Genomic DNA, 24035 nt, shown 5'->3' with positions numbered 1-24035 from the left:
CCCCGAGATCGGCGCAGCGAACCGTGAGGTCGCCATGGGCCAGCGCTTCGAGCGCTTCGCCGATGGTGGAGACGACGCGGGTCTGCAGCGCTGCTTCCTGCTGCTGCATGTCGAGGTTCTGCTGGCGCTCGCGGTCGAGCTCGGTCTTCTGCTTTTCCTCGCGGGCGGCCATCGCATGCCGTTCGCGGATCTTTTCCTGCAGCGCCTGCGTCGCCTTCGCCATCATCCCCACTTCGTTCGACATGTCCGTATGCGGGATCGCCGCGGTGACATTTTCGTCGGCGACGGCCTGCAATGCGCCATGCACGGCGGCCAGAGGCCTGGTGATATTGCGGATGACGATCAGGGCGACACCGAGTGCAAGCAGGAAGGCGAGGAAACCGACGCCGACCACTTCCAGGATCGTCTTGTTGATCTTGACATCGAGGTCGTCGGTGTAGACGCCCGTGCCGACAATGATCTGCCAGGGTTCAAAGGCGCGGGAGTAGGCAGCCTTCTGGAAAACCTGGTCGGCCGGCATGCCGGGCTTTTCCCAATAATAGGTGGTGACGCCGCCGCCGGCACGGCCTTTGGCGACCATCTCTTCGCGGAACAGGTTGCCCATCTTGTCCGGCTGACCCTTCTGGTTCACGCCGACCAGCTTGGGATTGTAGTGGAACTGCGTGACCGTGTCGTAGTTCAGGCCGAAGATGTAGCCGGCCGGCTCGTATTTGATCCCTGCCACGGTTGCGTAAGCCAGTTTCTGCGCATCCTCGTGCTTCAGTTCGCCCGATTTTTCCCGGTCGTAATAGGATTGCAGGATGGAAATGCCGGACTCCACCTGGGTGCGCAGCATGTCGTAGCGCTCGGAATAGATCGAGGCGATCGAGGCGCGGATCTGATAGTAGGTGACAGCCGTGAAAGCCACCATAAGCGCTGCCACCATGGCCAATAACTGGTGGGAGATCTTGAGATTCTTCATGTTTCGACTCACTTTCAGGCAGCCGAACTCTCCCGGAGGAGCCGGAGCGGGACGAAGTTTTTGGGGAAGGCGCGTTCTGCACCGGTCACGTGCTACACCGCACTATGACGGGAGAGTGATCCCGAATATTTGAATAAAAATTTAATTATCCGGGCCTTGACAGCCGCAAATGCGAATATTTTGGGCAGGTCGGATTGGATGATGCGCAATTTACGCGCATACCGGGAAAGGCTGTTCTCGGAGCACTTTCTGCTATGTAAATATAATGATATTCTAAACTTAGAAGCGATCGGTGCGCAGTTCGAACGTGTCGAGCGCCAGCGGCTTCGGCGTAAGGGATGCTTCGACGATCCCGACCTCAGCCTTGCCGATGGTCTTCACCGCGCTGGTCAGGGCGTCGGCGTCGATGCCGTCACTTTTGGCTTCTGCGGTCGCGATCTGCGTTTCGGTGGAGCCGTTGGTGGTCGGGTGAAGCTCGGCGATGGCGTTTTCCTCGGCCATCCATTTGGGAAGCTTGCTGACATGGATCACCGGTGAGCCGCCAAGCCAGGCCTCGGTACGCGCCAGCTTCTTTTCGCCGTTGATCTCGATGATTTCAGTCTTCTGGATCCCTGCCGGCAGATCGGGAACCTTGTAGGTTGCCTCGTCCGATTTGGGCGCTACAGCGCTCGGGCAGCTTGTGCAGCTCTTGGTGAGGATGCTGACGCCCGCCTTGTGCGTGTTGTCGATCACCGTGATCGACGACGCGAAAGCCGAACTGCTTGCAAACACCAGAACTGTAGCCAGAACGAGACGCATAACCGGGAATCCTTCTTGAGGTCTCCCATGATTATCGCGGCTTCGTTTCGATCCCGTCTGGATAATCGGTAAATTTTAAATGAAACGACCGTTCCGGCACTCAGTTCTTTTCGCGCGTCACCGCCTGCCAGCCGATATCGCGGCGGCAAAAGCCGTTTTCCCATTCGACCTGGTCCACGAGCCTGTAGGCGCGAGCTTGCGCATCTGCGACGGTCTTGGCGGTCGCCGTAACGTTCAGCACACGGCCGCCGGTTGCGACGAGAGTGCCATCCTTGAGCGCCGTTCCGGCATGAAAGACTTTCTCGCCGGCAGCGCCCTCGGGCAGATGGGCGATCGGCGTGTTCTTGTCATAGGCGCCCGGATAACCCTTGGAAGCCATCACCACGGTCAGCGCCACGTCGTCGTTCCATTCAGCGGAAACCTGGTCGAGCGTTCCGATCGCCGCCGCATGGAGCAGGTCGAGCAGGTCGCTCTTCAGCCGCATCATCAGCACCTGGCATTCGGGATCGCCGAAGCGGACATTGTATTCGATCAGTTCCGGGCCCTTGGCCGTGATCATCAACCCGGCGAAGAACACGCCGGTGAACGGATATCCACTTTCCGCCATGCCGCGGATGGTCGGTTCGATGATCTCCTTCATGGTGCGCGCAACCATGTCCGGCGTCATCACCGGGGCAGGCGAATAGGCGCCCATGCCGCCGGTGTTCGGGCCGGTATCGCCGTCGCCGACCCGTTTGTGGTCCTGGGCCGTGGCAAGCGCCAGTGCGGTCTTGCCGTCGGAAAGGCAGAAGAAGCTTGCCTCCTCGCCATCGAGATAGGCTTCGACCACCACTTCCGCACCGGCCGCCCCGAAGGCGCCGTCGAAACAGTCGTCGATCGCCGCAAGCGCCTCGTCGATCGCCATGGCGACGGTGACGCCCTTGCCGGCGGCAAGCCCGTCCGCCTTGACGACGATCGGCGCGCCCTGTTCGCGCACATAGGCCTTCGCCTCGGCGGCATCGGTGAAGCGGCGATAGGCGCCGGTCGGGATATCATAGCGGGCGCAGAGATCTTTGGTGAAACCCTTCGAGCCTTCGAGCTGGGCTGCGGCAGCAGACGGGCCGAAGGTCGCGATGCCCTTGGCGCGCAGCACATCGGCGAGCCCGGCAACCAGAGGTGCTTCCGGCCCGATCACGACGAGGTCGATCGCATTGTCGAGGCAGAAGGCCGCCACGGAGGCATGATCGTCGATGTCGAGCGACAAGAGTTCGGCATGCTCGGCGATGCCGGGATTGCCGGGTACGGCATAGAGTTTGCCGAGTTTCGGAGACTGCGCGAGTTTCCAGGCGAGCGCATGCTCGCGTCCACCCGAACCGATCAAGAGAACCTTCATGTCTCGCCCTCGTCTGCGCTGAAAACCTTGGCCTTGCGCGGCGGTTAAGGGGAGGGGAGGCAAAGGTCAAGGGCCAAGGCTTAGGTGGCCTCCCATCTTCTGTCCGTCATGGCGTTTCGATGGGAGGCCGTCGCGTTCGATAAAGGTCAGAATTCACCGCGCCGGTTTTTCGCGCCGCGGCGGATATCCAGCGTCGTCTGGAAGATCACCTTGTTCCGATAGGCGAGGAAAGGCACCGGTTCGTTCCGAAAGGACGCATCGTCCAGCTTCTGTTCGAGATAGGAAATGGCAGCCTCTAGCTCTTCATTGGCGACCGCCGTGTCAAATGCCAGTGTCCTGGCGGCTTTTTTGGGCATTCGTATCTCCATTCGGCCACATCATGCGGCGGAATGGTTTTAATGGCCTCTTGCCGGAGGTGAGAGTGCATTGGTTCTTTTCCACAGGGCCTTGGTTAGCGGCTGGTCAACCCGTGTTTCGTTTCGGCACGGTTGGTTGAAAGCAAATTGTGGAACCGGCATTCGCCACGTTGCCTTGCCACAAACTTCGACTATGGTCGCGCCTCCCATTTGAACGAGGACGCCTATGGCCGCCGATCTCCGTTTCCTTGCCGCCGCGATTGCTGCGGAAATCAATGCCCGTCCCGAACAGGCAGCCGCCGCGATCGGGCTGATCGACGACGGTGCCACCGTGCCGTTCATCGCCCGCTACCGCAAGGAAGTGACGGGCGGGCTGGACGATACGCAGCTCCGCAACCTGTCGGAACGGCTGGTCTATCTGCGCGAGCTCGAAGCACGCCGTTCCACCATTGTCGATTCGGTCAATTCGCAAGGCAAGATGACCGACGAGCTTGCCGCAAAGATCGGCAAGGCGACGACCAAGGCCGAGCTCGAAGACCTTTATCTCCCTTATAAGCCGAAGCGCCGCACCCGCGCCGAGATCGCCCGTGAGCGCGGCCTCGGACCCTTGGCCGAAGCAATCTGGGCCGACCGCAGCGTCGATCCGGCAAAGCTTGCCGAAGCTTATGTCAAGGACGAGGTAACCGACGTGAAGGCTGCGCTCGAAGGGGCCCGCGATATCGTCGCCGAGACATTCTCCGAAAATGCCGACCTGCTCGGAAAACTGCGCCAGCACATGCGGGCCGGCGCGACGCTGAAGGCCAGGGTGGTCGACGGCAAGCAGGAGGCCGGCGCAAAATTCTCCGATTACTTCGATCATTCAGAGCGTTGGGCGACGGCGCCCGGCCACCGCGCGCTTGCCATGCTGCGTGGCTGGAATGAGGAATTCCTGACGCTGACCATCGAAGTCGATCAGGACGATCCGTCGCCGGTAAAGCCTGCCCAGCGGATCATCGCGCTCGCCTTCGACATCCGGGACCGGGGTGCCGCCGACCGCTGGCTGATGGAGGCCGCCGGCTGGACCTGGCGCGTCAAGCTTTCGGTGTCGCTGTCTCTCGACCTGATGCGCGAATTGCGCGAGCGCGCCGAGGAGGAGGCGATCCACGTGTTCGCCCGCAACCTCAAGGACCTGCTGCTCGCAGCACCCGCCGGCTCCCGGCCGACGATGGGTCTCGATCCGGGCATCCGCACCGGCGTCAAGGTCGCGATCGTCGATGCCACCGGCAAGCTGCTGGAAACCACCACCGTCTATCCGTTCCCGCCGAAGAACGACATCCGCGGCACCCAGGCCGAACTCGCCGCGCTCATCCGCAAGCACAATGTCGAGCTGATCGCCATCGGCAATGGCACCGGCAGCCGCGAGACCGAAAAGCTGGTCGCCGACATGCTGGTGAACCTGCCCGGGCAGAAGCCGACCAAAGTCATCGTCTCGGAAGCCGGCGCCTCGGTCTATTCGGCGTCGGAAACGGCCGCTCTCGAATTCCCCGGCCTCGACGTGTCGCTGCGCGGCGCTGTCTCCATCGCCCGCCGCCTGCAGGATCCGCTGGCGGAACTGGTCAAGATCGAACCGAAATCGATCGGTGTCGGCCAGTACCAGCACGATGTCGACCAGGGGAAACTCTCCCGCTCGCTGGATGCCGTGGTCGAAGATGCGGTGAACGCGGTGGGCGTCGATTTGAACATGGCGTCCGCGCCGCTGCTCTCGCGCGTTTCCGGCCTCAGCCGCTCGATTGCCGAGGCGATCGTCGCCCATCGCGACCAGAACGGCGCGTTTTCGAGCCGCAGGGACCTCCTGAAGGTCGCCCGTCTCGGAAACCGCACGTTTGAACAGGCGGCTGGCTTCCTGCGCATCCCGAATGGCAAGGAGCCGCTCGATGCGTCCGCTGTCCATCCGGAAGCCTATGGCGTCGCCAAGAAGATCGTTGCCGCCTGCGGCCGCGACCTGCGCTCGCTGATGGGCGACAGTGCGGCGCTCAAGGCGCTCGACCCGAAAAGGTTCATCGACGAGACCTTCGGCCTGCCGACCGTCAAGGATATCATCGCCGAGCTGGAAAAGCCCGGCCGCGACCCGCGCCCGAGCTTCAAGACCGCCACCTTTGCCGAAGGCGTGGACGAGATCACCGACCTGAAGCCGGGCATGATGCTCGAAGGCACCGTCACCAACGTGGCCGCCTTCGGCGCTTTCGTCGATATCGGCGTGCACCAGGACGGCCTTGTCCACGTTTCGCAGCTGGCCGACCGTTTCGTTAAGGATCCGCATGAGGTGGTAAAGGCCGGCGACGTCGTCAAAGTTCGGGTTGTCGAGGTCGATGTGAAGCGCAAGAGAATTGCGCTGACCATGCGCAAGGACGGCGGCGAAGCGGCACCCGCTCCGCGCGGCGACCGCGACGTCCGGCCGGTTAACCCGAAAATGATGAAAACTGAAAAACCTTCATCTCAGGGCGCTTTCGGCGCAGCACTCGCGGAAGCTTTAAAACGCAAGTGATTTTGGCCGGCTTCGGCAGAATTTCAATTATAGGATGCGGGTCGTCAGGCGGGGGTTTGACGGCCTGCTTTTTTATGTCATTTTGATGGCTGCAATGTGCTTGAAAGTCGCAGGGAAACGATTAGATTTTGGATTAGTAAGGCACCCTTAGTATTATTATTGGAGGTGGGTCCGTGGCCTCGTCCCTTCACAATCTTCTCAGCAAAATCATCAAGACAGGAACTTTGATCGTACGCGGCTCGGGCGGTGAGCAGCGTTACGGGAGCGGTGGCGGGCGATCCGTTTCGATACGGTTTATCGACGAAGCCGCCGAACGCGAACTGGTGGCGGATCCTCCCTTGAAGCTCGGCGAGCTCTACATGGACGGCCGTCTCGTCATCGATGACGGCGACATCTATGAGTTCCTTGCGCTGATCAAGGACAATACCCTCAGCGAAGGACTGACCTTCGGCATGATCTGGCGCGGCATCGCCCGCGTGCTGGTTTCCCAGTTCCGCAATCGCGTGCCGATCAACCATAACCGGCGCAATGTTGCCCATCATTACGACCTCGACGAAAAGCTGTTCTCGCTCTTCCTCGACGAGGACTGGCAATATTCCTGCGCCTATTTCAACCCGCCGGGCATTTCGCTCGACGAGGCGCAGATCGCCAAGAAGCGCCATATCGTCGCCAAGCTGCTTGCCGAGCCCGGGCAGAAGGCGCTGGAAATCGGTTCCGGCTGGGGCGGCATGGCCATGTATCTGTCGGAATCCTCCGGCGTCGACGTGACCGGCATCACGCTCTCGACGCAGCAGCTCAAGATTTCTCGCCAGCGCGCCGCCAAGCGCGGTCTTGCCAACAGCGTCCGTTTCGAGCTGCAGGACTATTATTACTTAGCCCCGGACAAGCGTTACGACCGCATCGTTTCCGTCGGCATGTTCGAGCATGTCGGCCGGTTGAACTATCCCAAGTTCTTCGACAAGGTGAACGACGTGCTCGCCGATGACGGCGTCATGGTGCTGCATTCGATCGGCCAGCCTTATCCCGCCCTCATCAACAATCCCTGGATCGAGAAATACATCTTCCCGGGCGGTTATATTCCGGCGCTTTCGGAAGTGATGCCGTCGATCGAGAAGGCGGGCCTGCTCGTCTCCGACATCGAAATCCTGCCGATGCATTATGCCCACACGCTGCGCCACTGGCGCGAGCGGTTCATGGCCAACAAGGACAAGGCGGTGGCACTTTACGACGAGCGTTTCGTGCGGATGTGGGAGTTCTATCTCGCCGGTTCGGAAATGGCCTTCACCCACGAAAGCTTCTTCATCTTCCAGATGCAGATCGTCAAGAAGCGCACCGCGGTTCCGGACAACCGCGACTACATCTACGAGCGCGAGGCGGAACTGAAAGCCTTCGAAGAGAGCCGCATCCCGCTCGACAAGGTAGCGGTGTGAACTGGGTTAACCCCTATGCAAGTATAAATTAACCTTTGGTTCCGGTACCTATCTTGGAAAACGGTATGGCGCCCTCTATGGTTCAGCATCTGGTCCGCAACTTGCCAAGGTTGTGGAGCCGATGCTGGGCAATGGGGGCATTCGCGTGGTTAAACAAGTCTTTTCTATCGTCGTTAGAAATTGGATTTATTATTTCGTATGGATAATAATTTCCGTTCTGCTATCGGTATTCGAAGAAATTTCTGGGAGTTCTTCGTCGAATATTGCTTCTTTTTTTCCAACAATTTACCTGGCGATGTGGGTGCAAATCTCAATAATACGGGAAACGACATTTGAGTTCAGCGCGAAGCCGGAGTTTTACAAAGGATTTTTCGGTTATTCTCTGAAATTTATTACACTAGCGATAATTGCAGCCGGACTTTCTCTGCCGGCCTTTCTATGGTTTGCAGCGGTGTTCAACGGCCGTACAGTTGGCTGGCTGATGGTGTCGACCACGGCACTGGTCGTAATTTATGCGGCCTTGATGTCGTTGGTCGGTACTTGGCCGACATCCAACATTACGGGGATCAGAACATCGCTTAAGGCGGCTTGGGCTCGGGGTGCTCCGAATTTCCTGACGACTTTCGGGCACCTCGCCGTCTCTTTGGTAGCCATGTCCGCTATGTCGCTGGTTATCGGTGCTATAGGCACGGCAGCATTTGGGACGATGCTGGTGCCCGCCGGAGTGCCAAATATACCTCTGATATTGGTCGTAATGGTTGCGCTTTCCATTAATGCTATAGGCATCACGTATGGAGCTGCTGTCCTGGCGAATGTCTATATGCGGCACGGGGCAGATGAGCTGCCGCCTGCGGTCTCACCCGTAAATGCTTAACCGGGTTCCCTGGGCGGGCAGTGGAACCGGCCATGACGGACGCCTCTTCCAGATGCAGATCGTCAAGAAGCGCACCGCGGTTCCGGACAACCGCGACTACATCTACGAGCGCGAGGCGGAACTGAAAGCCTTCGAAGAGAGCCGCATCCCGCTCGACAAGGTAGCGGTGTGATTTTTCGCTTGGTTAACAAGCTGGCAATGCAAATGCGATAATAGAACGGAAATCCCCAGTGGGATCTCTGTTCTGTTTCGCGTTTTCAGGATCCGTTGCCATGTCCTTGCCTGTCCGGGCTGCCTTTTTTCTTTCCATTTTTTCGATTGTTTCCTCGGGGAGCGCCGAGGCTCAGGAAGGCTTCTGGTCCGGTGACTGGTACCTGACGCTCGGCGGCGCCGGTTTCGTGGCGCCGAAATTCGAGGGCGACAACGGCCGCAGCCTGCAGTTCTCGCCGATCATCTCGCTCGGCCGCCAGAACGCCAAACAGGCGCGGTTCTCTTCCCGCAATGACAACATCTCCTTCGCGCTGATCGACCAGGGTTCGATCCGCGCCGGCGTGGCGGCGAAGCTGATCATGCCGCGCGATGATGACACGTCCGACGATCTCAAGGGTCTGAAAAAGGTGAAGCTCGGCGGCGAAGTCGGCGGCTTCATCGATATCTATCCGACCGACTGGATCCGTGCCCGTGCCGAAGTCCGCCAGGGCATCCGCAGCCATGACGGCGTCGTCGCCGATGTCTCGGTCGACGCTTTCACCGATCTTCAGCCGGATCTCAGGCTTTCCGGTGGTCCGCGCGCGACCTGGGCAAGCAACGGTTACAACGATGCCTATTACAAGGTGACCCCGAGCCAGTCGGCGGCATCGGGTCTCTCCGCCTACGATCCGGGCGGCGGCTTGCATTCGGTCGGCGTCGGCGCGGCGCTGACCTGGAAGGCGACCGAGAAACTCGAGCTCACCTCGTTTGCCGAATACAAGCGGCTGACCGGCGATATCGCCGACAGCAGTCTCGTGCGCGAACGCGGTTCGAAAAACCAGCTGATGTTCGGCGTTTCAGCAAGCTACAAATTCGGCTTCTCTCTGCCGTAAGACGTGGCTCTTCCACGCCCTAAGTCGTGAGCGTGCTCACGACGGAAGGCGTGGGACTTTCCGTTTCCAAACGGCGACAAAGCGCCTGCTTGACCGTGGCGTTCGGCCGGCGCTAGAACCGGCCATGACGAACGCCGACGATTTCAGCGGCCGCGTGGCCGACGCTCCATCCGACAACTGGGTCTATCGCGTCCTGCCGCGGCCGGCCTGGCCCTATGCGCAGCTTGCGAGATGGGACCGGCCGATCGGCTGGCAGCTTCTGATGTGGCCGTGTTTCTGGTCGGCGGCGCTGGCGGCGAACGCCGCCAAGGGGGAGGGCGCGTTTTCCCTCGGCCTCCTGCTTTTCCACCTCGTGCTGTTCTTCTTAGGCGCGGTCGCCATGCGCGGCGCAGGCTGCACCTATAACGACCTCGTCGATCACGATATCGACATGGAAGTGGCGCGCACCCGCTCGCGGCCGCTGCCCTCCGGCCGGGTGTCGCGTTTCGAAGCCAAGGTCTTCATTGGCGTGCAGGCGCTGATCGGCCTGCTCGTCCTCATCCAGTTCAACGGTTTCACCATCCTGCTCGGCATCCTGTCGCTGGCGGTGGTGGCGATCTATCCCTTCGCCAAGCGGTTTACCGACTGGCCGCAATTTTTCCTCGGCCTTGCCTTCTCCTGGGGCGCGCTGATGGGCTGGGCGGGCGTGTTCGGCAGCCTCTCCGCCGCCGCCCTCTGGCTTTACCTGGCCGCCATCGCCTGGACGATCGGATACGACACGATCTATGCCCATCAGGACAAGGAGGATGACGAGCTGATCGGGGTGCGCTCGACAGCACGTCTCTTCGGCGACAATACCAAGCCCTGGCTGATCGGCCTTTACGGCCTGACGCTGATCTTCCTGCTGCTTGCGTTCGCAGCGGCGGGCGTCGGTTTCCTCGCCTATCTCGGGCTTCTCGCCGCAGCCCTGATGTTCGGCTGGCAGGTGTTGATCCTCGATATCGACAATGCCGATCAGTGCCTGAGGCTTTTCAAGTCGAACACCCGCGTCGGCGCGATCCTGTTTGCCGGCCTCGTCCTGTCGCTTGCCCTCTAACGGAAAAAGCCCGACCGCTCAAGGATCGGGCTCCCTCCCATGTTATCGCGAGAGGCGGTGGACAAAGGGACAAGCAAAGCCCTAGCGTCGCGCGATAATTTCCTTGCCTTCGATTTTCATCGTCACGCCCAGGCTACCGGTGGTGCGGCGGACCAGGAAGCGCGGACGACGGGCCGCGAAATAGGAATGGCGGCGGCGCTGCCTGACGGCATTGGTGCGCACGTCGCCGATATGGTTTTCCAGCGGCCGGGCGATGCCGTCGGCTTCCACCATCAGCATCGGAATGCGATAGGCGTCCGACCAGCTCCGCCAGTCGGCAGCGATGTCGCAGAGGTCGTGGGCGACGAGCAGCGGAATGCAGAGATCCGGATCGTCGTGATGCAGTTCGAGCGTGACCGTCACTTCGCCGTCGCCGTGGTCTATGGCGCGGGCCGCAACCCCTTTGAAGGCGCGGGCGGGCAAGGCGAAGGAGAGCGGCAGGCCGCTTGCGGGGAGGATCTTACGCAGCACTGCGCCGCGTTCGTCGATGGTGATGGAGACATCTCCTGAGGTCTCGCGCAGCGCATAGGTAACCTGCTGCGGGAAACGAGACGGATCGAGCCTGAATGTCGACCCTGCCCAGACGGGCTTCAGAACAGTGTTGGTCATCGATATGCTACCCTTGTTTTACCTGAGAGCCGTTGCCGGTTTCTCTACGGGACTTTTGTCCTCTGATACCCAAAGCATAGGGCGGGCCATGTTCGAGACTGCTTAAAAATAGCGGTTAAAGAAGCCTTGCCTGCCTGGATGGTTAGCAAAAGGGGTCGGATTTGGGTTTCCGGAAGATGAATCGCAGCATTGCTGTGCAGGCCTGGGACATTCCGGACGGGATGTCGAAACCCTTTCGAAAAGCCACGGGCAAGGCTAGACTGCAATGATTGCGGCAGCATAATTCCGAGTCGTGAGGCCCTTCCATGGTATCGACCTATCTCACCTTTGATCTTGTCAATCGCGACATGCAGAAGAGCCTGAAAAACATTGCCGGGCAGACGACGGTCGTCAACGATACGAAGTACTATCAGGACAATATCGGCAAGGTAAAAACCGTCGACGAGTTCCTCGGCAATTATCGCCTCTATTCCTATGCGATGCAGGCCCACGGCCTGGACGACATGATCTATGCCAAGGCGTTCATGAAGCAGGTGCTGGAAAGCGATCTCAGCGACGACAATAGCTTTGCAAACCGCCTGACCGACGACCGTTACAAGAATATCGCCGCAGCGTTCAATTTCGGCGTTTCCAACGGAGAGGGAGCAGCCGCCCAGTCCAACGGCCAGATGGACGAACTCTTCGATACCTACGACCAGACGATCGCAGCCCAGAACGATACGATCGAGGAAGACACCCGTTATTTCAAGGTCATGCTGGGCGAGACCGGCAATATCACCAATGTCGATCAGCTGCTGGCCAATCCGAGGCTTCGCGACTACCTGTTCACGGCCTATGGCATCGATACCAAATATTACAACTACAACGCCATCCGCGGCGTGCTGACCAGCGATCCGGCCGATCCGACCAGCTTTTACAACACCGCCTATGGCAACAATCTCGACCAGTACAATGCGGCGAAAACCGAAGACACGGAGCTTGCCGAGCGGCTGAGCCTCAGCACCGGCATTCCCACGCTGCAGGATTCGATCGCGCTCGGCCAGCAGAAGAAAACCGATCTCGAAACCCAGATCGCCGCCAAGCAGGACGAACTGAACAATGGCGGTGATCCGGCGGTGATCCAGCCATTGATCGACGCGATGCAGGTGGAGCTGACCAATACGGTGCAGGCAATCCAGACGGACCAGGATAACCTGACGACGTCGCAGACGCGTTATACCGAGCTGGATGGCAGGCTGGTGCCGATCGCCCAGACGGACTCGCGGCGCGCCGAACTCGCGACCATCATCAGCGCTGGGGCGTCCGATGCGCCTTATCTCGCATTGATGAAATCGCTCGCCGAGGATTTCAGCTTCAACGCTGACGGCTCGGTGCCGGCAGGCGGCGCGGTCACGCCGGAAAAACTGCTGGAGATCGTCGGAGGCTTCTTCAACAAGCAGACCCGGATCACGCATGCCGAGGCGATGTTCAATCAGGAGCTCTTCGAGCAGAAGCTCAAGACGGCTACCAACGTCAGCGATTTCATCAATGATCCCCGGCTTCTCAAATATATCAAGGTCGCCTTCGATCTCGACAAGGTGACGGTCGTCAAGTCCACGATCGAACAGATATTGACGAGCGATCTCTCCGACCCTGACAGCTATGCGAACCGCTTTAGCCTTACCAATCCGGAATATCTGGAGCTGGCGAAGGCCTTCAATTTCGCCACCGACGGTACCGTCGCCGCCGGCCAGGCCCAGGACGAATTACAGACCAGTACCACCCGTAGCGACTATATGAGCCGCTGGGACGACAAGCAGGAAGCGGATCTCGACAAGACTATCAAATTCTACAAGCTCGACCTTTCGGCCGTGAAGACGCTTGACGACTTTCTGAGCGCGGATGCCGACAAATCCTACGATTTTGCCCTTGAAGCGGTTGGCCTCGACCCCGCCACCGTTTCGAAGCTGACGATCAAGAGTGCCTTGAAAAGCGATCTTTCCGACCCGAACAGCTATATCTACAAGCTGAAGGACGAACGTTTCGTCTCGCTTGCCAAGCTCTTCAATTTCGACCCCAAGGGAGCAGTCACCCGCCAGGTGCTGCTCCAGTCCAATGCGGCAATCACCAACGTCGCCAAGGATTATATCCTGCGCAAAAGCCGGTTTATGGAAGGCGATGAACTCAAAGCGGCCAGAGCGAAAGCCCAGACGGAAGCCAAATATTATACCGACGCAATGCAGCGCATCGGCAGCCGCGACGAACTGCTCGCCGATCGCAAGACGCTCGACATCCTGCTGATATCGAAGGGGATAGACCCTTCCAAGGTCACCAACGATTTCCTGAAGAAGGCCTTCAATTCGGATCCCGCCGACCCCAAGAGCTTCGTGAATACCCAGACGGACAAGCGGTTCGCGCAGATCGTCGGTACCTTCAATTTCGACTCCAAGGGCGAGATCGACCGAAGCTCGGCAGGCGAGGCTCAGAACGGCGGCGAAGTCGTCGCGACCCAGGACCTTTACGTCCGCCAGCTTCTCGAAAACCAGCAGGGCGAGGAAAATCCGGGCGTCCGCCTGGCGCTTTATTTCGAGCGCATGTCGGACAGCATCACCGACCCATACGTGATCCTCGGCGACGAGGCGCTGAAGGAGTTCTTCCGCGTCACTTTCAGCCTGCCCGCGGAAATCGCCAACATGGACGTCGACCAGCAGGCCAAGATCGTCAAGAACAAGCTCAACCTCGAAGATCTGAGTGATCCGGAAAAGGTCAAGAAACTGGTCCAGCGCTTCACGATCATGTACGACTTGGAGAACAGCCAGAATACGGCATCGGCGGTGAGCATTCTAAGCAGCGACGGCAGCTCGGTCGGCATCAGCTCGGACACCCTATGGGCATTGTCCCAGATCCGGATGGGCTGAGGGCGGGCGGTTATCAGGCGTCGGTGGTCTTTGCCGTCGTCTCGAAGTGCGGATCTGCATTCGATTCGAGCCAGTCGAGGTCGGCGCGCATCGCGTCGCGGCTCGCTTTCTCCATCCGCCGGTAGCGCGACAGCAGTTCCTGGCCGAATTCCGTCAGACCCGCACCACCGCCGCTTTTGCCGCCGTGGCGGGTGAAGATCGACGGCTCCTTGAACATCCGGTTGATCTCGTCGCCGAGCAGCCATGCCCGCCGGTAGGACATGCCGATTGAGGCGCCCGCCGCTCGGATCGAGCCGTGTTCGGCGATCAGTTCCAGAAGCTGCGCCTTGCCCGGACCGAGCCGCACACCGTTGTCGAGGTCGATTCGTATAGTGGTCTTCGAGGGCCGGCTCATGGAATGGTAACCACCTTGCCGGGGTTCATGATGCCGGCCGGATCGAACGCCTCCTTGATGCGCCGCATCAGGTCCATCTCGATCGGCGAGCGGATATGGGCAAGCTCGTCGCGCTTCAACTGGCCGATGCCGTGTTCAGCCGAAATCGACCCGCCGGCGGCGAGCACGATGCCGTGGACGATCGCGTTGATCTCCCGCCAGCGGCCGATGAAGGCCGCCTTGTCGCCCGCCATGTCGGCGCTGATGGGCTGCGAGATGTTGTAATGGATATTGCCGTCGCCGAGATGGCCGAAGGCGCAGACCCGCGCACCCGGCATGGCCGCCAGCACCGCCTGTTCTGCCTCCGCCATGAAGGTCGGGATTTTCGAGACCGGCACCGACACGTCGTGCTTGATCGAGCCGCCTTCGGGTTTCTGCGCATCCGACATGCTTTCGCGCATGTGCCAGAGCGCCTTCTGCTGCGCGACGGAGGAGGCGATCACGGCGTCGCGGATGAGGCCTGCCTCGAAACCCTGTTCGAGCAGCGATTGTACCATGGAACTGGCCGTCTCGGCGGAATCCGAGGTCGAGATGTCGATCAGCGCGTACCACGGATGCGGCTCGGAGAGCGGATCGCGCACGCCCTCTATATGCCGAACCACGAATTCGATGCCGATGCGCGGCATCAGCTCGAAACCGGTCAACGCCGTGCCGCAGAGGTTCGAGGCCCGCTCGAAGAGTTTTAACGCGTCTGCCGGCGAATTGAGGCCGGCAAGTGCGACCTGGTGCCCGACCGGTTGCGGAAAAAGTTTCAGCACCGCACCGGTGATGATGCCGAGCGTGCCTTCCGCGCCGATGAAGAGGTCGCGTAGGTCGTAACCGGTATTGTCCTTCTTGAGCCGGCGCAGGCCGTCCCAGATCTCGCCTGTCGGCAGCACCACTTCGAGCCCGAGGCAGAGCTGGCGGGTATTGCCATAGGCGAGCACGGCAGTACCGCCGGCATTGGTGGAGAGGTTGCCGCCGATGCGGCAGGAGCCCTCCGAACCGAGCGACAGGGGAAACAGCCGGTCGACGGCTTCCGCCGCCTTCTGCACGTCGGCAAGGATGGCGCCGCCGTCGGCGACCAGCACGTTGGCGACCGGATCGACGTCACGGATGCGGTTCATGCGTTCGAGCGAGACGATCAGGTCGCTGCCGCCGGTGCGCGGCGTCTGGCCTCCGACAAGGCCGGTATTGCCGGTTTGCGGCACGATCGGCGTGCCGGTCTCGCTTGCAAGCTTCAGGATCGCGGACACTTCCTCGACCGAGCCCGGTTTCAGTAGCATCGGCGAGGAACCCTTGTAGAGCCCGCGGCCCTCGACCAGATGCGGCGCAAGATCATTGGCATCGCGCAGCACGTGATTTTCGCCGACGATCGCGGCGAAGCGGTCGAGAAGTTCTGGTTTCGGCCCGGAAATATCCATCAGCGTCTCCTCCTCTTTTGCCCCGGCTTATTCCCGCGGGGCAGCCGCCCTCGCCAGCCGGTCGTTGATCGCTTCGCCGAGCCCGTGGTCGGGAATGGGCGTGACGGCGATACTGGCGGCGCCGGTGGCGTCGGCGCGCTTCAGGTAATCGAACAGGTTTGCCGCCGCCTGCGCAAGATCGCCGGACGGGCTCAGATCAAAAACCGCCGTCGCGAGTTCCATTCCCTTCACGGGAGCAGAACCGAGCCGGATCAATGCCTCGCCGGTCTCGACATGGTCGGCATTGAGCCTGACCGCCGCTCCCGGCGCGTAATGGGAAGCGAGCATGCCGGGAGCTTCGATGATCGCCGCTGGTCCTTCCAGTCGGATCACCGTAAGGCCGGTCGCCTTCTCGATCTCTTCCACGGCAACCCCGCCCGGCCGCAGCAGCCGGATCACGCCATCCTCGACACGAACGATGGTCGATTCGACGCCGACCGGGGCCGCGCCGCCGTCGATGATCAAAGCCAGCTTGTCGCCCAGGTCGTCGGCCACGTGGGCGGCGCTGGTCGGGCTCACCTTGCCGGACGTGTTGGCGCTCGGCGCCGCAAGCGGCTTGCCGAAGGCGCGGATCAGATCGGAAGCGAAGCCCTTGGGAAGCCGGATGCCGACCGTATCGAGCCCGGCCGTCGCCAGCGCGTGGATGCCGCTTTCGGGTTTCAGGGGCAGGATCAGGGTGAGGGGTCCCGGCCAGAAGGCTTGGCCAAGCTTTCGCGAAATCGGATCGAAGTCGGCATAACGCTCGGCCATGGCTAGATCCGACATATGGCAGATCAGCGGATTGAAGCGCGGCCGCCCCTTGGTCTCGTAGATGCGGGTGATGGCGGCGGGATTGGTGGCATCGGCCGCAAGCCCGTAGACCGTCTCGGTGGGGATCGCCACGGGCAGGCCGTCTGCAAGCACGACGCAGGCCTGGGCGAGCGCGCCGTCATGGTCCCGGGTGATGTCGATGATTTGAGCCGTCATATCCGCCCGTCAATAACGCGGACCCGGGCGTCTTCATAGCTTTTTGATGATCTCGCGGAGCATTTCGTTGGAAGTTCCGAGCATCAGCACGTTCTTGATCGCTTCCATCGGATCGTTGGTCCGGAACAGAAGGCCGTTCTTGCGGATCGACCGGTTGATCTGCAGCGGCTGGCCGGCCTCTCGTTCGACAGCGACGGCGAAATACATGCGCGAATAGGCCGTGCTGATACGCTCGAAGAACGTTTCCTCCCCGCCCATCTCCGAGACGAAATTGGCAATGTAGAAGGACCAGCTGACCGGCACGCCGTGGGCAAGTTGCGTTTTTGCCGCCGTGACATGGCAATAGCCGAGATGTGGCCGCTCATCGAGCGTGTGGTGAAAGATGATCTTCGGAAACTTGATCGAGCGATGGAAGGAGTTGATCCGGTTGTGGCTTGTCTCGCCGGCCGCCTCCAGCCTTTTGCCCGTGCGCTCTGCGACCTCGTCATGGGTGAGATAACGGCGCTCTTCCGGCAGCCAGATCGGATTGTAGCGGGCGATGCGCCCCGTCCGAAGGAATTCGGAATGGGCAGCGGTCTTCACTGCCACCGGCGCCGGAGGCTTTGGTGGAGGAGCTTTATAGTAACGGATTTTTCCCTTGGCCTGCACGGTGGCATCGCTCCCATTCGAGCCGGGATTTTATGGCTTATCCCTTAATGACAGGTTTCGCTTTCGCGGGGCTGGAGTGTTGCATTCCGGGCCGTTTCGTCGCTGTCGCCAACGCGGTTGCCGATGTCGCAATGTCGCCTATGCGACACGCTCGCTCGATGATTATATCCGCCTCGATCTTGAGGTGCCGCCTGTCTAGGGAAGGCGGAGAATTGGGAAGCCGGCAGGGGTTTTCAAAACCTTGATCCGGCGCTGCCCCCGCAACGGTGGTGGAGCAAGAAAGCTTGGTACAGGCCACTGGGAAAGAGCCGAAAAGGCCGCCCGGGAAGGCGCCGAGCCCGTCCCGCAGCGGACAGCTCCTGAGCCCGGAAACCAGCCTCGGGACAAAAGATGACGACCGGACGCGGCGGGCGTTCGGGACAGGGTTTGGGGCGGGCCTGGGGCCGGCCGGCATTTCCATGTCCTTCCGCTGTCCACATTGACGAGGAAGGTAAGTATATGGAAATTCGCAATCAGGCCCTGCGGCAGCTCAAGAACCGCCGCGAGGGATTCAGCCTCGAACAGCCCTTCTATACCGATCCCGCCTATTTCAAGCTCGATCTGGAAATGATCTGGTACCGCGACTGGCTGTTCGTCGGGCATGATTGCGAGCTGCCCAAGGCCGGCGCCTATTTCACCCTGCAGATCGGCGACTATCCGGTGGTGATCGTGCGTGGCCGCGACAACCAGATCCGGGCGCTGCACAATACCTGCCGCCATCGCGGCAGCCGTGTCTGCACCAAGGAACATGGTTCGGCGGTGCGGCTCGTTTGTCCTTACCATCAGTGGACCTACGAACTGGACGGCTCGCTTCTGGTCGGCCGCCAGATGGGCCAGGATTTCGACAAGACCCAGTTCAGCATGAAGAAGGTCCATTGCGAGAGCGTCGCCGGCTTTATCTTCATCTGCCTTGCCAACGAGGCGCCGGATTTCGCGCCGGTTCGCGCCGCGATCGAGCCCTATATGGCCCCGCACCGCTTGTCGGAAGCCAAGGTCGCGCACCAGTCGACGATCATCGAAAAGGGCAACTGGAAGCTCGTCTGGGAAAACAATCGCGAATGTTACCATTGCGCCGCCAACCATCCGGAGCTCTGCCGCACCTATCCGGAATCGCCGACCGCGACCGGTGTCCAGGGCGCCAAGGACGATCCGGTCATCGCCGCCCATTGGCAGCGCTGTGAGGCGGCCGGGTTGCCGAGCGAATTCCGGATGGACGAGACCGGCCAGTTCCGCGTCGCGCGCATGCCGCTGATCGAGGATGCCGAGAGCTATACGATGAGCGGCCGCAACGCCGTGCAGCGCAAACTCTCCGACGACGTGACGATCGACTCGATCGGCACCATGCTGCTCTTCCACTATCCGAGCAGCTGGAACCACATTCTCGGCGATCACGCTATCTCGTTCCGCGTCACCCCGCTTGGGCCGGAGGAAACGGCGGTTACCACCAAATGGCTGGTCCATAAGGACGCGGTCGAGGGCGTCGACTACAATCTCGAAGATCTGGCCCACGTCTGGAACATGACCAACGACCAGGACCGCCAGATCGTCGAGGAAAACGCCTTCGGCATCCGCTCACCCGCCTATGAGCCAGGCCCCTATTCGGCGCTCCACGAAGGCGGTGTCATGCAGTTCGTCGAATGGTACTCGAACTTCATGGTCAACCGGCTGCAGGGCGAGCAGGCGCAACTCTCGATCGTCGCCTGATCGCCAATTCGTGATCGGCGTTGATCGGCGCGGGGCGTGGCTCCAGGAACGGAATCCCGCGTGTGGCGTTGTTTTCTGATTGAAAATCAGAATGAGGAAGCACCCCGCATGAACGCCTTTCGCCTACGCCTGACCGCAGCGGCAGTCGCCGTTGTCACGACATTTGCTGGCCTTGTACCTGCGCAGGCTGTCCAAATGCCGGCTCCGCCATCCGGCATTTCGGCCGCCAGCGATGTCACCAATGTCCAGTATCGTCGCGACTTCCGGCGTGACCGCTACGGTTGGTATCGCGGCCATCGCGGTTACCGCGACCGCCGCCCCGGTTATCGCTATCACAACGGGTTCTGGTTCCCGCTGGCCGCCTTCGGTGCCGGCGCCATTATCGGCGGCGCTATCCAGGTGGATCGGGGTTATGGCAGCCGCCACGTCGCCTGGTGTGAAAGCCGTTATCGCAGCTATCGGGCCTGGGACGATACTTATGCACCGCGCTCCGGCGTGCGGGCACGCTGCATCTCGCCTTACAGGTAAGCAGGCATTGGCCATCTTTACGCAAGCCCGGTCGTGGCTCGCGTTAATCACGCGTTCAGGATGAACTTCCCAAGGGTTGCAGCGAAATTCTATTTCGCTGCATACTGAAATAATTGGCTGGCAAAAATTGAAGCACCGACAAGGGATATGGGGGACTTAATATGACTCTTTTGAAGAAGATCGCGGTTGCGGGCATCTCTGCTGCCGTTCTCGCCGGCTCGCTGATGCCGGCTCAGGCGATGCCGCTGCCGACTGCTCCGGTCGCCGGGATCGAAACGAACGCCAATACCGACGTGACCCTCGTGCAGTACCGTCGCCATGGCGGCGGCTGGTATGGCGGGCATCGCGGTTATCGCGACTACCGCCCGGGCTATCGACGCCATAACGGCTACTGGTTTCCGCTGGCGGCTTTCGGCGCCGGCGCCCTGATCGGCGGTGCCATAGCCGCGGAGCCGCGTTATGTCGAGCCGGCGCCGGTCTATGGCGGCGGGGACGACATCAATCCGCGCCACTACGAATGGTGCGCCGAGCGTTACCGCTCCTACGACGCTTATTCGAACTCGTTCCAGCCGAACTACGGCCCGCGTCAGACCTGCTATTCGCCCTATTTCTAAGAGCGATCGATAGGAAACGTTCAACCCGTTCGGCATCGACCCCCGGGCGGGTTTTTCGTTTGTCCAGCGGTCAAAGAATGCCGGTGCGTTTCAACAGCCACCAGGCGGCAAGCACCGAAATGACGATCAGGCCGAAGGCATAGGCTGTCCCCGAGCCATTCCCCTCGAAGGGCAGCGACGCGGTATTCATCCCGAAAAAGCCGGTGACCAAGGTCGGCGGCAGCAGGAAGGCGGTCATCAGCGACAGGATGTAGAGGTGCCTGTTGGTTTCGGAGGAAAGCTTGGAGTCGATTTCCTCATGCAGCAGCCGGGCGCGCTCCTGCAGGGCGTAGACGTCGTGGTCCGCCGCCTCCAGCCGGCCGATCAGCCGCGAGGCGGCGTCGTCGAAACCGGGCGGCATCTCGTCGTCGTCAGTCGCCGCCGCGCGCCTGAGCAGCGTCAGCACCGTCCTCAGATGCCGGTGCAGCCTGACCACCGTCCGCCTGATCGGCGCCAGCCGACGCCGTTCGTCGCGCGGCGTGTTGTCGTAGACGAAATCCTCGATGATGTTCATTTCCTCGGTGAGTTCCATCACCAGGGCGATCAGTGTTCGCTGGAATTCGGCGACCAGCGTCTCGAACACGTCGATCGGCTTCTTGTAGCGCGAGGCGTTCTTTTCGATCGCTGCCCGCACCCGGTCGATCGAGCGCAACGGCTGCAGGCGGGTGGTGATGATCACCCTGTCCGAGACAAAAAAATGCAGCCAGCCGATATCGCGTGTCTCGCTGTCGAATTCGCGCTGGAAGTCGACCAGTGTGCCGTAGACCAGCTGCTCGTCGAGCGTCACCGCCGCGTGCGTGTCGTGGGTGGTGAGTGCGGCGATGGCCGGCGGTGTCAGGCCCGGGAAGTTCTCCAGGAAGGCGTTGACCCGACTGTCGACGAGGTTGAGATGCAGCCACAGAAAACCGTCGCCGACATCGAGATCGCTGCGCGCCGCATCGAGCGGCAGCCTGGTGCAGGGCGCCGCTCCCGGATGGAAGTGATAGGCCCAGACGAGGCCGGGGATAGCGGGGTTCATGAGGGACATGGGCGAGGAATCCGAAAGCATAGGCATCACTCCATAGACCTCTTGTGTAACGGCTGTTTCAACAAGATTCTCTAAAAGCTCCTTGAACCCTCCAGTGTCATCTGTTACATGTAACAAATTCAGGAGTATTTCATATGGCCAGTTCCGTAAGTGAGCGCGTCAGAAAGCGTCGTGAAAATCTCCGGGCGTCCGGGTTGCGGCCAGTGCAAATTTGGGTTCCGGATACGCGGCGCCCCGGTTTTGCAGAGGAATGCCATCGGCAGTCGCGGTTGGTCGCAGCGGCGGACGCGGCAGATCCCGATCTGATGAAATTTCTGGATGAAGCCCTGGCTGATCTCGGGGAGCAATGATGCGCAGGGGCGATCTTGTGACGGTTGCTCTGGCTGGGGATTTCGGAAAACCGCGCCCCGCCCTTGTGATCCAGTCTGACCTCTTCGACACGGATACGCTGACGGTGCTGTTGCTGTCCAGTACCATTGTGGACACGCCGCTCATTCGCATCATGGTCCAGCCCACGCAGAGCAACGCGCTCAACAGTCCCTCCCAGATCATGATCGACAAGGCGATGACCCTCAAGCGGGAAAAAATAGGCAGGGTTTTCGGCTCGATCGAAGATGAAACCTTGATGGCCGTGAACCGGTCGCTTGCCGTGTTCTTTGGCTTAGCCTGAACATTGACATTCGCACTTACGTTTACGTAAAAAGCAAGGTGAGGATGCCGACGGAGTAGAATCGGCCAGGTTAGGGCAGTCACAACTGCGCCCACGAGGAGGAGCATCATGTACAAGGCACCGGTCGAGGAGATCGCCTTCACCCTGAACCACGTGGCCGGTCTTGCCGACGCCCTGGAGATCGGCAGGTTCGGTGACCTGAGTGCCGATCTGGTCGAGGCGATCCTGGAGGAAGCGGGGCGGTTTGCGGGCAACGAGATGGCGCCGCTCGGCGAGATCGGCGACAAACAGGGCGCCCGCCTCATCGACGGCAAGGTGAAGACGCCCGACGGCTGGCCGGAACTCTATCGTCACTGGCGAGAAGGCGGCTGGAACGGCCTGACCGCGCCAGAAGCCTATGGCGGCCAGAACCTGCCGCATATGCTCAACGTCGCCGCGCTCGAAATGTGGAATTCCGCCTCCATGGCCTTCGCGCTCGCCCCGACACTGACCATGGGCGCCATCGAGGCGCTGGTCGTCCACGGCAGCGAGGCGCTGAAGGAAAAATACCTCGCAAAGATGGTCTCCGGCGAATGGACCGGCACCATGAACCTGACCGAGCCGCATGCCGGCTCCGATCTCGGCGTTTTGAAAGCCCGTGCCGAGCGCAGCGACGACGGCAGCTACCGCATTTTCGGCCAGAAGATCTTCATCACCTGGGGCGAGCACGACGCCGCCGACAACATCATCCATCTGGTACTGGCGCGGCTCCCCGACGCGCCTGCCGGCACCCGCGGCATCTCGCTTTTCCTGGTGCCGAAATTTCTCGTGGGCGACGACGGATCGCTGGAGGCGCGCAACGACGTCTTCTGCCATTCGATCGAACACAAGCTCGGCATCCACGGCTCGCCGACCTGCACGATGATCTATGGCGACGGCAAATATTCTCCCGGAAACGAAGAGGACAAGGGCGCGATCGGCTGGCTGATCGGCGAGGAGAACAAGGGCCTCGCCTGCATGTTCACGATGATGAACAATGCCCGCCTGGCGGTCGGCATGCAAGGCGTGGCGATCGCCGAAGCCGCCACCCAGAAGGCCGTCGCCTTTGCCAGGGAACGCACTCAGGGCAAGGCGCCCGGCTGGTCGGGGGAGGGCATGAGCCCGATCATCGACCATCCGGACATCGCCCGCACGCTGATCACCATGAAGGCGTTGACCCAAGGCGCGCGCGCCATCTGCTACGCCTGCGCCCACGCGACCGACATGTCGCATCATACCGAGGGCGACGAGGCCCGCCACTGGACCGAACGCGCAGCCCTTCTGACACCGATCGCAAAATCCTTCGCGACCGATGCCGGCGTCGACGTCGCATCGCTCGGCATCCAGGTGCATGGCGGCATGGGCTTTATCGAGGAGACCGGCGCTGCCCGTTACCTGCGCGACGCCCGTATCGCGCCGATCTACGAGGGTACCAACGGCATCCAGGCGATAGACCTCGTGATCCGCAAGCTGCCGCTCTCCTCGGGCGACCAGGTGCGCGGCTTCATCGGCGAGCTGAAGGAGATCGCCGACAAGGTCTCGGCCTCCAACGATATGGCATTCGGCGAGACCGGCGACCGTCTGCGCGCCGCCATCGCCGCACTCGAAACCGCCACCGGCTGGCTCCTCGACACCCAGGCCGCCGGCAAGACCGCCGATGCGCTTGCCGGTGCGACGCCCTATCAGCGCCTGTTCGGCCTGGTGCTGACCGGCTGTTATCTTGCCAAGGGCGCGCTTGTCGCTGTCGATAACGGTGGCCCGGAAAAGCGCGTCGCGCTCTGCCGCTTCATGGCCGAAAACCTGCTGGCCGAAACCTCGGCCCTGAAGGACCGCGTCGTTTCAGGCGCCGCGAGCCTTCAAGCCGCCCGCGCGATCCTCGCCTGAAGGAGG

At 61.1% G+C, this 24035-nt stretch carries 23 protein-coding genes and 1 riboswitch; of the genes, 13 read left to right on the top strand and 10 right to left on the bottom strand.

Annotation, left to right across the window (positions count from 1 at the left end):
* The 4 genes from AC1D3C_RS22050 to AC1D3C_RS22035 form a co-directional block, all read right to left on the bottom strand.
* Positions 1-961: cache domain-containing protein (locus AC1D3C_RS22050; protein ID WP_477484337.1), on the bottom strand; the 961-nt coding region annotated here is incomplete at its 3' end.
* 279 nt (positions 962-1240) lie between these two features.
* A complete protein-coding gene (locus AC1D3C_RS22045; RefSeq protein WP_247034473.1) occupies positions 1241-1759 on the bottom strand; it encodes a plant virulence effector HPE1-like domain-containing protein in 519 nt (172 codons plus the stop codon).
* 100 nt (positions 1760-1859) lie between these two features.
* Complete coding sequence (gene purD / locus AC1D3C_RS22040; protein ID WP_477484336.1) at positions 1860-3131, bottom strand: phosphoribosylamine--glycine ligase; 1272 nt, start codon at positions 3129-3131, stop codon at positions 1860-1862.
* A gap of 146 nt (positions 3132-3277) precedes the next feature.
* On the bottom strand, positions 3278-3487 hold the full coding sequence (locus AC1D3C_RS22035; RefSeq protein WP_038540434.1) for a hypothetical protein: 210 nt from the start codon (positions 3485-3487) through the stop codon (positions 3278-3280).
* A gap of 226 nt (positions 3488-3713) precedes the next feature.
* Here AC1D3C_RS22035 and AC1D3C_RS22030 point away from each other — a divergent pair, with 226 nt between their 5' ends.
* The 6 genes from AC1D3C_RS22030 (at position 3714) to ubiA (ending at position 10472) form a co-directional block, all read left to right on the top strand.
* Positions 3714-6011: a Tex family protein gene (locus AC1D3C_RS22030; protein WP_477484335.1), complete on the top strand. Its 2298-nt coding sequence runs from the start codon at positions 3714-3716 to the stop codon at positions 6009-6011.
* 173 nt (positions 6012-6184) lie between these two features.
* Positions 6185-7441, top strand: a complete 1257-nt coding sequence (locus AC1D3C_RS22025; RefSeq protein ID WP_477484334.1) for a class I SAM-dependent methyltransferase — start codon at positions 6185-6187, stop codon at positions 7439-7441.
* A 121-nt stretch (positions 7442-7562) separates the two neighbouring features.
* On the top strand, positions 7563-8315 hold the full coding sequence (locus tag AC1D3C_RS22020; protein WP_477484333.1) for a hypothetical protein: 753 nt from the start codon (positions 7563-7565) through the stop codon (positions 8313-8315).
* Positions 8308-8487 (top strand): hypothetical protein, encoded by a 180-nt coding sequence (locus AC1D3C_RS22015; protein WP_477484332.1) that lies wholly within the window; start codon positions 8308-8310, stop codon positions 8485-8487. Before AC1D3C_RS22020 ends, AC1D3C_RS22015 begins: the two co-directional genes overlap by 8 nt.
* Positions 8488-8587: 100 nt before the next feature.
* Positions 8588-9397 (top strand): MipA/OmpV family protein, encoded by an 810-nt coding sequence (locus tag AC1D3C_RS22010; protein ID WP_477484331.1) that lies wholly within the window; start codon positions 8588-8590, stop codon positions 9395-9397.
* Positions 9398-9521: 124 nt separating this feature from the next.
* On the top strand, positions 9522-10472 hold the full coding sequence (gene ubiA / locus AC1D3C_RS22005; RefSeq protein WP_247034468.1) for a 4-hydroxybenzoate octaprenyltransferase: 951 nt from the start codon (positions 9522-9524) through the stop codon (positions 10470-10472).
* Positions 10473-10553: 81 nt separating this feature from the next.
* Here the strand turns inward: ubiA and AC1D3C_RS22000 are convergent, their stop codons facing one another.
* Positions 10554-11120 carry a DUF6101 family protein gene (locus AC1D3C_RS22000; RefSeq protein ID WP_037084360.1) on the bottom strand — a complete coding sequence of 189 codons (567 nt, stop codon included), beginning with the start codon at positions 11118-11120 and terminating at the stop codon, positions 10554-10556.
* A gap of 305 nt (positions 11121-11425) precedes the next feature.
* Here AC1D3C_RS22000 and AC1D3C_RS21995 point away from each other — a divergent pair, with 305 nt between their 5' ends.
* Positions 11426-14017, top strand: coding sequence for a DUF1217 domain-containing protein (locus AC1D3C_RS21995; protein ID WP_477484330.1), 2592 nt, complete (start codon positions 11426-11428; stop codon positions 14015-14017).
* 13 nt (positions 14018-14030) lie between these two features.
* Here the strand turns inward: AC1D3C_RS21995 and AC1D3C_RS21990 are convergent, their stop codons facing one another.
* The 4 genes from AC1D3C_RS21990 to AC1D3C_RS21975 are packed head-to-tail and all read right to left on the bottom strand — an operon-like array spanning position 14031 to position 17488.
* The gene (locus tag AC1D3C_RS21990) at positions 14031-14411 is read right to left on the bottom strand and encodes a winged helix-turn-helix domain-containing protein (RefSeq protein ID WP_038540454.1); all 381 of its coding nucleotides are present in this window, start codon (positions 14409-14411) and stop codon (positions 14031-14033) included.
* On the bottom strand, positions 14408-15853 hold the full coding sequence (locus AC1D3C_RS21985) for an FAD-binding oxidoreductase (RefSeq protein WP_477484329.1): 1446 nt from the start codon (positions 15851-15853) through the stop codon (positions 14408-14410). The genes AC1D3C_RS21990 and AC1D3C_RS21985 overlap by 4 nt, the downstream gene beginning before the upstream one ends.
* Positions 15854-15880: 27 nt before the next feature.
* Positions 15881-16858 carry an L-threonylcarbamoyladenylate synthase gene (locus tag AC1D3C_RS21980; RefSeq protein ID WP_477484328.1) on the bottom strand — a complete coding sequence of 326 codons (978 nt, stop codon included), beginning with the start codon at positions 16856-16858 and terminating at the stop codon, positions 15881-15883.
* 33 nt (positions 16859-16891) lie between these two features.
* A complete protein-coding gene (locus tag AC1D3C_RS21975) occupies positions 16892-17488 on the bottom strand; it encodes a DUF6656 family protein (RefSeq protein ID WP_477484351.1) in 597 nt (198 codons plus the stop codon).
* A 183-nt stretch (positions 17489-17671) separates the two neighbouring features.
* Positions 17672-17901, top strand: a riboswitch (cobalamin riboswitch).
* A 103-nt stretch (positions 17902-18004) separates the two neighbouring features.
* On the opposite strand from AC1D3C_RS21975, the gene AC1D3C_RS21970 reads away from it, so the two are divergent.
* The 3 genes from AC1D3C_RS21970 (at position 18005) to AC1D3C_RS21960 (ending at position 20391) form a co-directional block, all read left to right on the top strand.
* Positions 18005-19249, top strand: coding sequence for an aromatic ring-hydroxylating oxygenase subunit alpha (locus AC1D3C_RS21970; protein ID WP_477484327.1), 1245 nt, complete (start codon positions 18005-18007; stop codon positions 19247-19249).
* A gap of 108 nt (positions 19250-19357) precedes the next feature.
* The gene (locus tag AC1D3C_RS21965) at positions 19358-19777 is read left to right on the top strand and encodes a BA14K family protein (RefSeq protein WP_477484326.1); all 420 of its coding nucleotides are present in this window, start codon (positions 19358-19360) and stop codon (positions 19775-19777) included.
* Between the two features lie 161 nt (positions 19778-19938).
* Positions 19939-20391 (top strand): BA14K family protein, encoded by a 453-nt coding sequence (locus tag AC1D3C_RS21960; protein WP_477484325.1) that lies wholly within the window; start codon positions 19939-19941, stop codon positions 20389-20391.
* 70 nt (positions 20392-20461) lie between these two features.
* Here AC1D3C_RS21960 and AC1D3C_RS21955 read toward each other — a convergent pair whose 3' ends face one another.
* The gene (locus tag AC1D3C_RS21955; RefSeq protein WP_038548798.1) at positions 20462-21457 is read right to left on the bottom strand and encodes a transporter; all 996 of its coding nucleotides are present in this window, start codon (positions 21455-21457) and stop codon (positions 20462-20464) included.
* 134 nt (positions 21458-21591) lie between these two features.
* On the opposite strand from AC1D3C_RS21955, the gene AC1D3C_RS21950 reads away from it, so the two are divergent.
* From AC1D3C_RS21950 to AC1D3C_RS21940, 3 genes are all read left to right on the top strand, one after another.
* Positions 21592-21807, top strand: a complete 216-nt coding sequence (locus tag AC1D3C_RS21950; protein WP_105429383.1) for an antitoxin MazE family protein — start codon at positions 21592-21594, stop codon at positions 21805-21807.
* Positions 21807-22127, top strand: coding sequence for a type II toxin-antitoxin system PemK/MazF family toxin (locus AC1D3C_RS21945; protein ID WP_477484350.1), 321 nt, complete (start codon positions 21807-21809; stop codon positions 22125-22127). Before AC1D3C_RS21950 ends, AC1D3C_RS21945 begins: the two co-directional genes overlap by 1 nt.
* Before the next feature lie 108 nt (positions 22128-22235).
* Positions 22236-24029, top strand: coding sequence for an acyl-CoA dehydrogenase (locus AC1D3C_RS21940; RefSeq protein ID WP_477484324.1), 1794 nt, complete (start codon positions 22236-22238; stop codon positions 24027-24029).
* Positions 24030-24035: the final 6 nt, after the last annotated feature.

It is taken from the genome of Neorhizobium sp. P1_A6 (genome assembly GCF_056406795.1).
This window is presented reverse-complemented; position numbering and strand designations above follow the sequence as displayed.

Bases quoted from the DNA above. Each gene is read 5' to 3' on its own strand.
- purD (WP_477484336.1), bottom strand. From the start codon at position 3,131: ATGAAGGTTCTCTTGATCGGTTCGGGTGGACGCGAGCATGCGCTCGCC.
- AC1D3C_RS21980 (WP_477484328.1), bottom strand. From the start codon at position 16,858: ATGACGGCTCAAATCATCGACATCACCCGGGACCATGACGGCGCGCTC.
- AC1D3C_RS21965 (WP_477484326.1), top strand. From the start codon at position 19,358: ATGAACGCCTTTCGCCTACGCCTGACCGCAGCGGCAGTCGCCGTTGTC.
- AC1D3C_RS21990 (WP_038540454.1), bottom strand. From the start codon at position 14,411: ATGAGCCGGCCCTCGAAGACCACTATACGAATCGACCTCGACAACGGT.
- AC1D3C_RS21960 (WP_477484325.1), top strand. From the start codon at position 19,939: ATGACTCTTTTGAAGAAGATCGCGGTTGCGGGCATCTCTGCTGCCGTT.
- ubiA (WP_247034468.1), top strand. From the start codon at position 9,522: ATGACGAACGCCGACGATTTCAGCGGCCGCGTGGCCGACGCTCCATCC.
- AC1D3C_RS22000 (WP_037084360.1), bottom strand. From the start codon at position 11,120: ATGACCAACACTGTTCTGAAGCCCGTCTGGGCAGGGTCGACATTCAGG.
- AC1D3C_RS21950 (WP_105429383.1), top strand. From the start codon at position 21,592: ATGGCCAGTTCCGTAAGTGAGCGCGTCAGAAAGCGTCGTGAAAATCTC.
- AC1D3C_RS22030 (WP_477484335.1), top strand. From the start codon at position 3,714: ATGGCCGCCGATCTCCGTTTCCTTGCCGCCGCGATTGCTGCGGAAATC.
- AC1D3C_RS22015 (WP_477484332.1), top strand. From the start codon at position 8,308: ATGCTTAACCGGGTTCCCTGGGCGGGCAGTGGAACCGGCCATGACGGA.
- AC1D3C_RS22035 (WP_038540434.1), bottom strand. From the start codon at position 3,487: ATGCCCAAAAAAGCCGCCAGGACACTGGCATTTGACACGGCGGTCGCC.
- AC1D3C_RS22010 (WP_477484331.1), top strand. From the start codon at position 8,588: ATGTCCTTGCCTGTCCGGGCTGCCTTTTTTCTTTCCATTTTTTCGATT.
- AC1D3C_RS21955 (WP_038548798.1), bottom strand. From the start codon at position 21,457: ATGTCCCTCATGAACCCCGCTATCCCCGGCCTCGTCTGGGCCTATCAC.
- AC1D3C_RS22045 (WP_247034473.1), bottom strand. From the start codon at position 1,759: ATGCGTCTCGTTCTGGCTACAGTTCTGGTGTTTGCAAGCAGTTCGGCT.
- AC1D3C_RS21970 (WP_477484327.1), top strand. From the start codon at position 18,005: ATGGAAATTCGCAATCAGGCCCTGCGGCAGCTCAAGAACCGCCGCGAG.
- AC1D3C_RS21940 (WP_477484324.1), top strand. From the start codon at position 22,236: ATGTACAAGGCACCGGTCGAGGAGATCGCCTTCACCCTGAACCACGTG.
- AC1D3C_RS21985 (WP_477484329.1), bottom strand. From the start codon at position 15,853: ATGGATATTTCCGGGCCGAAACCAGAACTTCTCGACCGCTTCGCCGCG.
- AC1D3C_RS21995 (WP_477484330.1), top strand. From the start codon at position 11,426: ATGGTATCGACCTATCTCACCTTTGATCTTGTCAATCGCGACATGCAG.
- AC1D3C_RS21945 (WP_477484350.1), top strand. From the start codon at position 21,807: ATGCGCAGGGGCGATCTTGTGACGGTTGCTCTGGCTGGGGATTTCGGA.
- AC1D3C_RS22020 (WP_477484333.1), top strand. From the start codon at position 7,563: ATGCTGGGCAATGGGGGCATTCGCGTGGTTAAACAAGTCTTTTCTATC.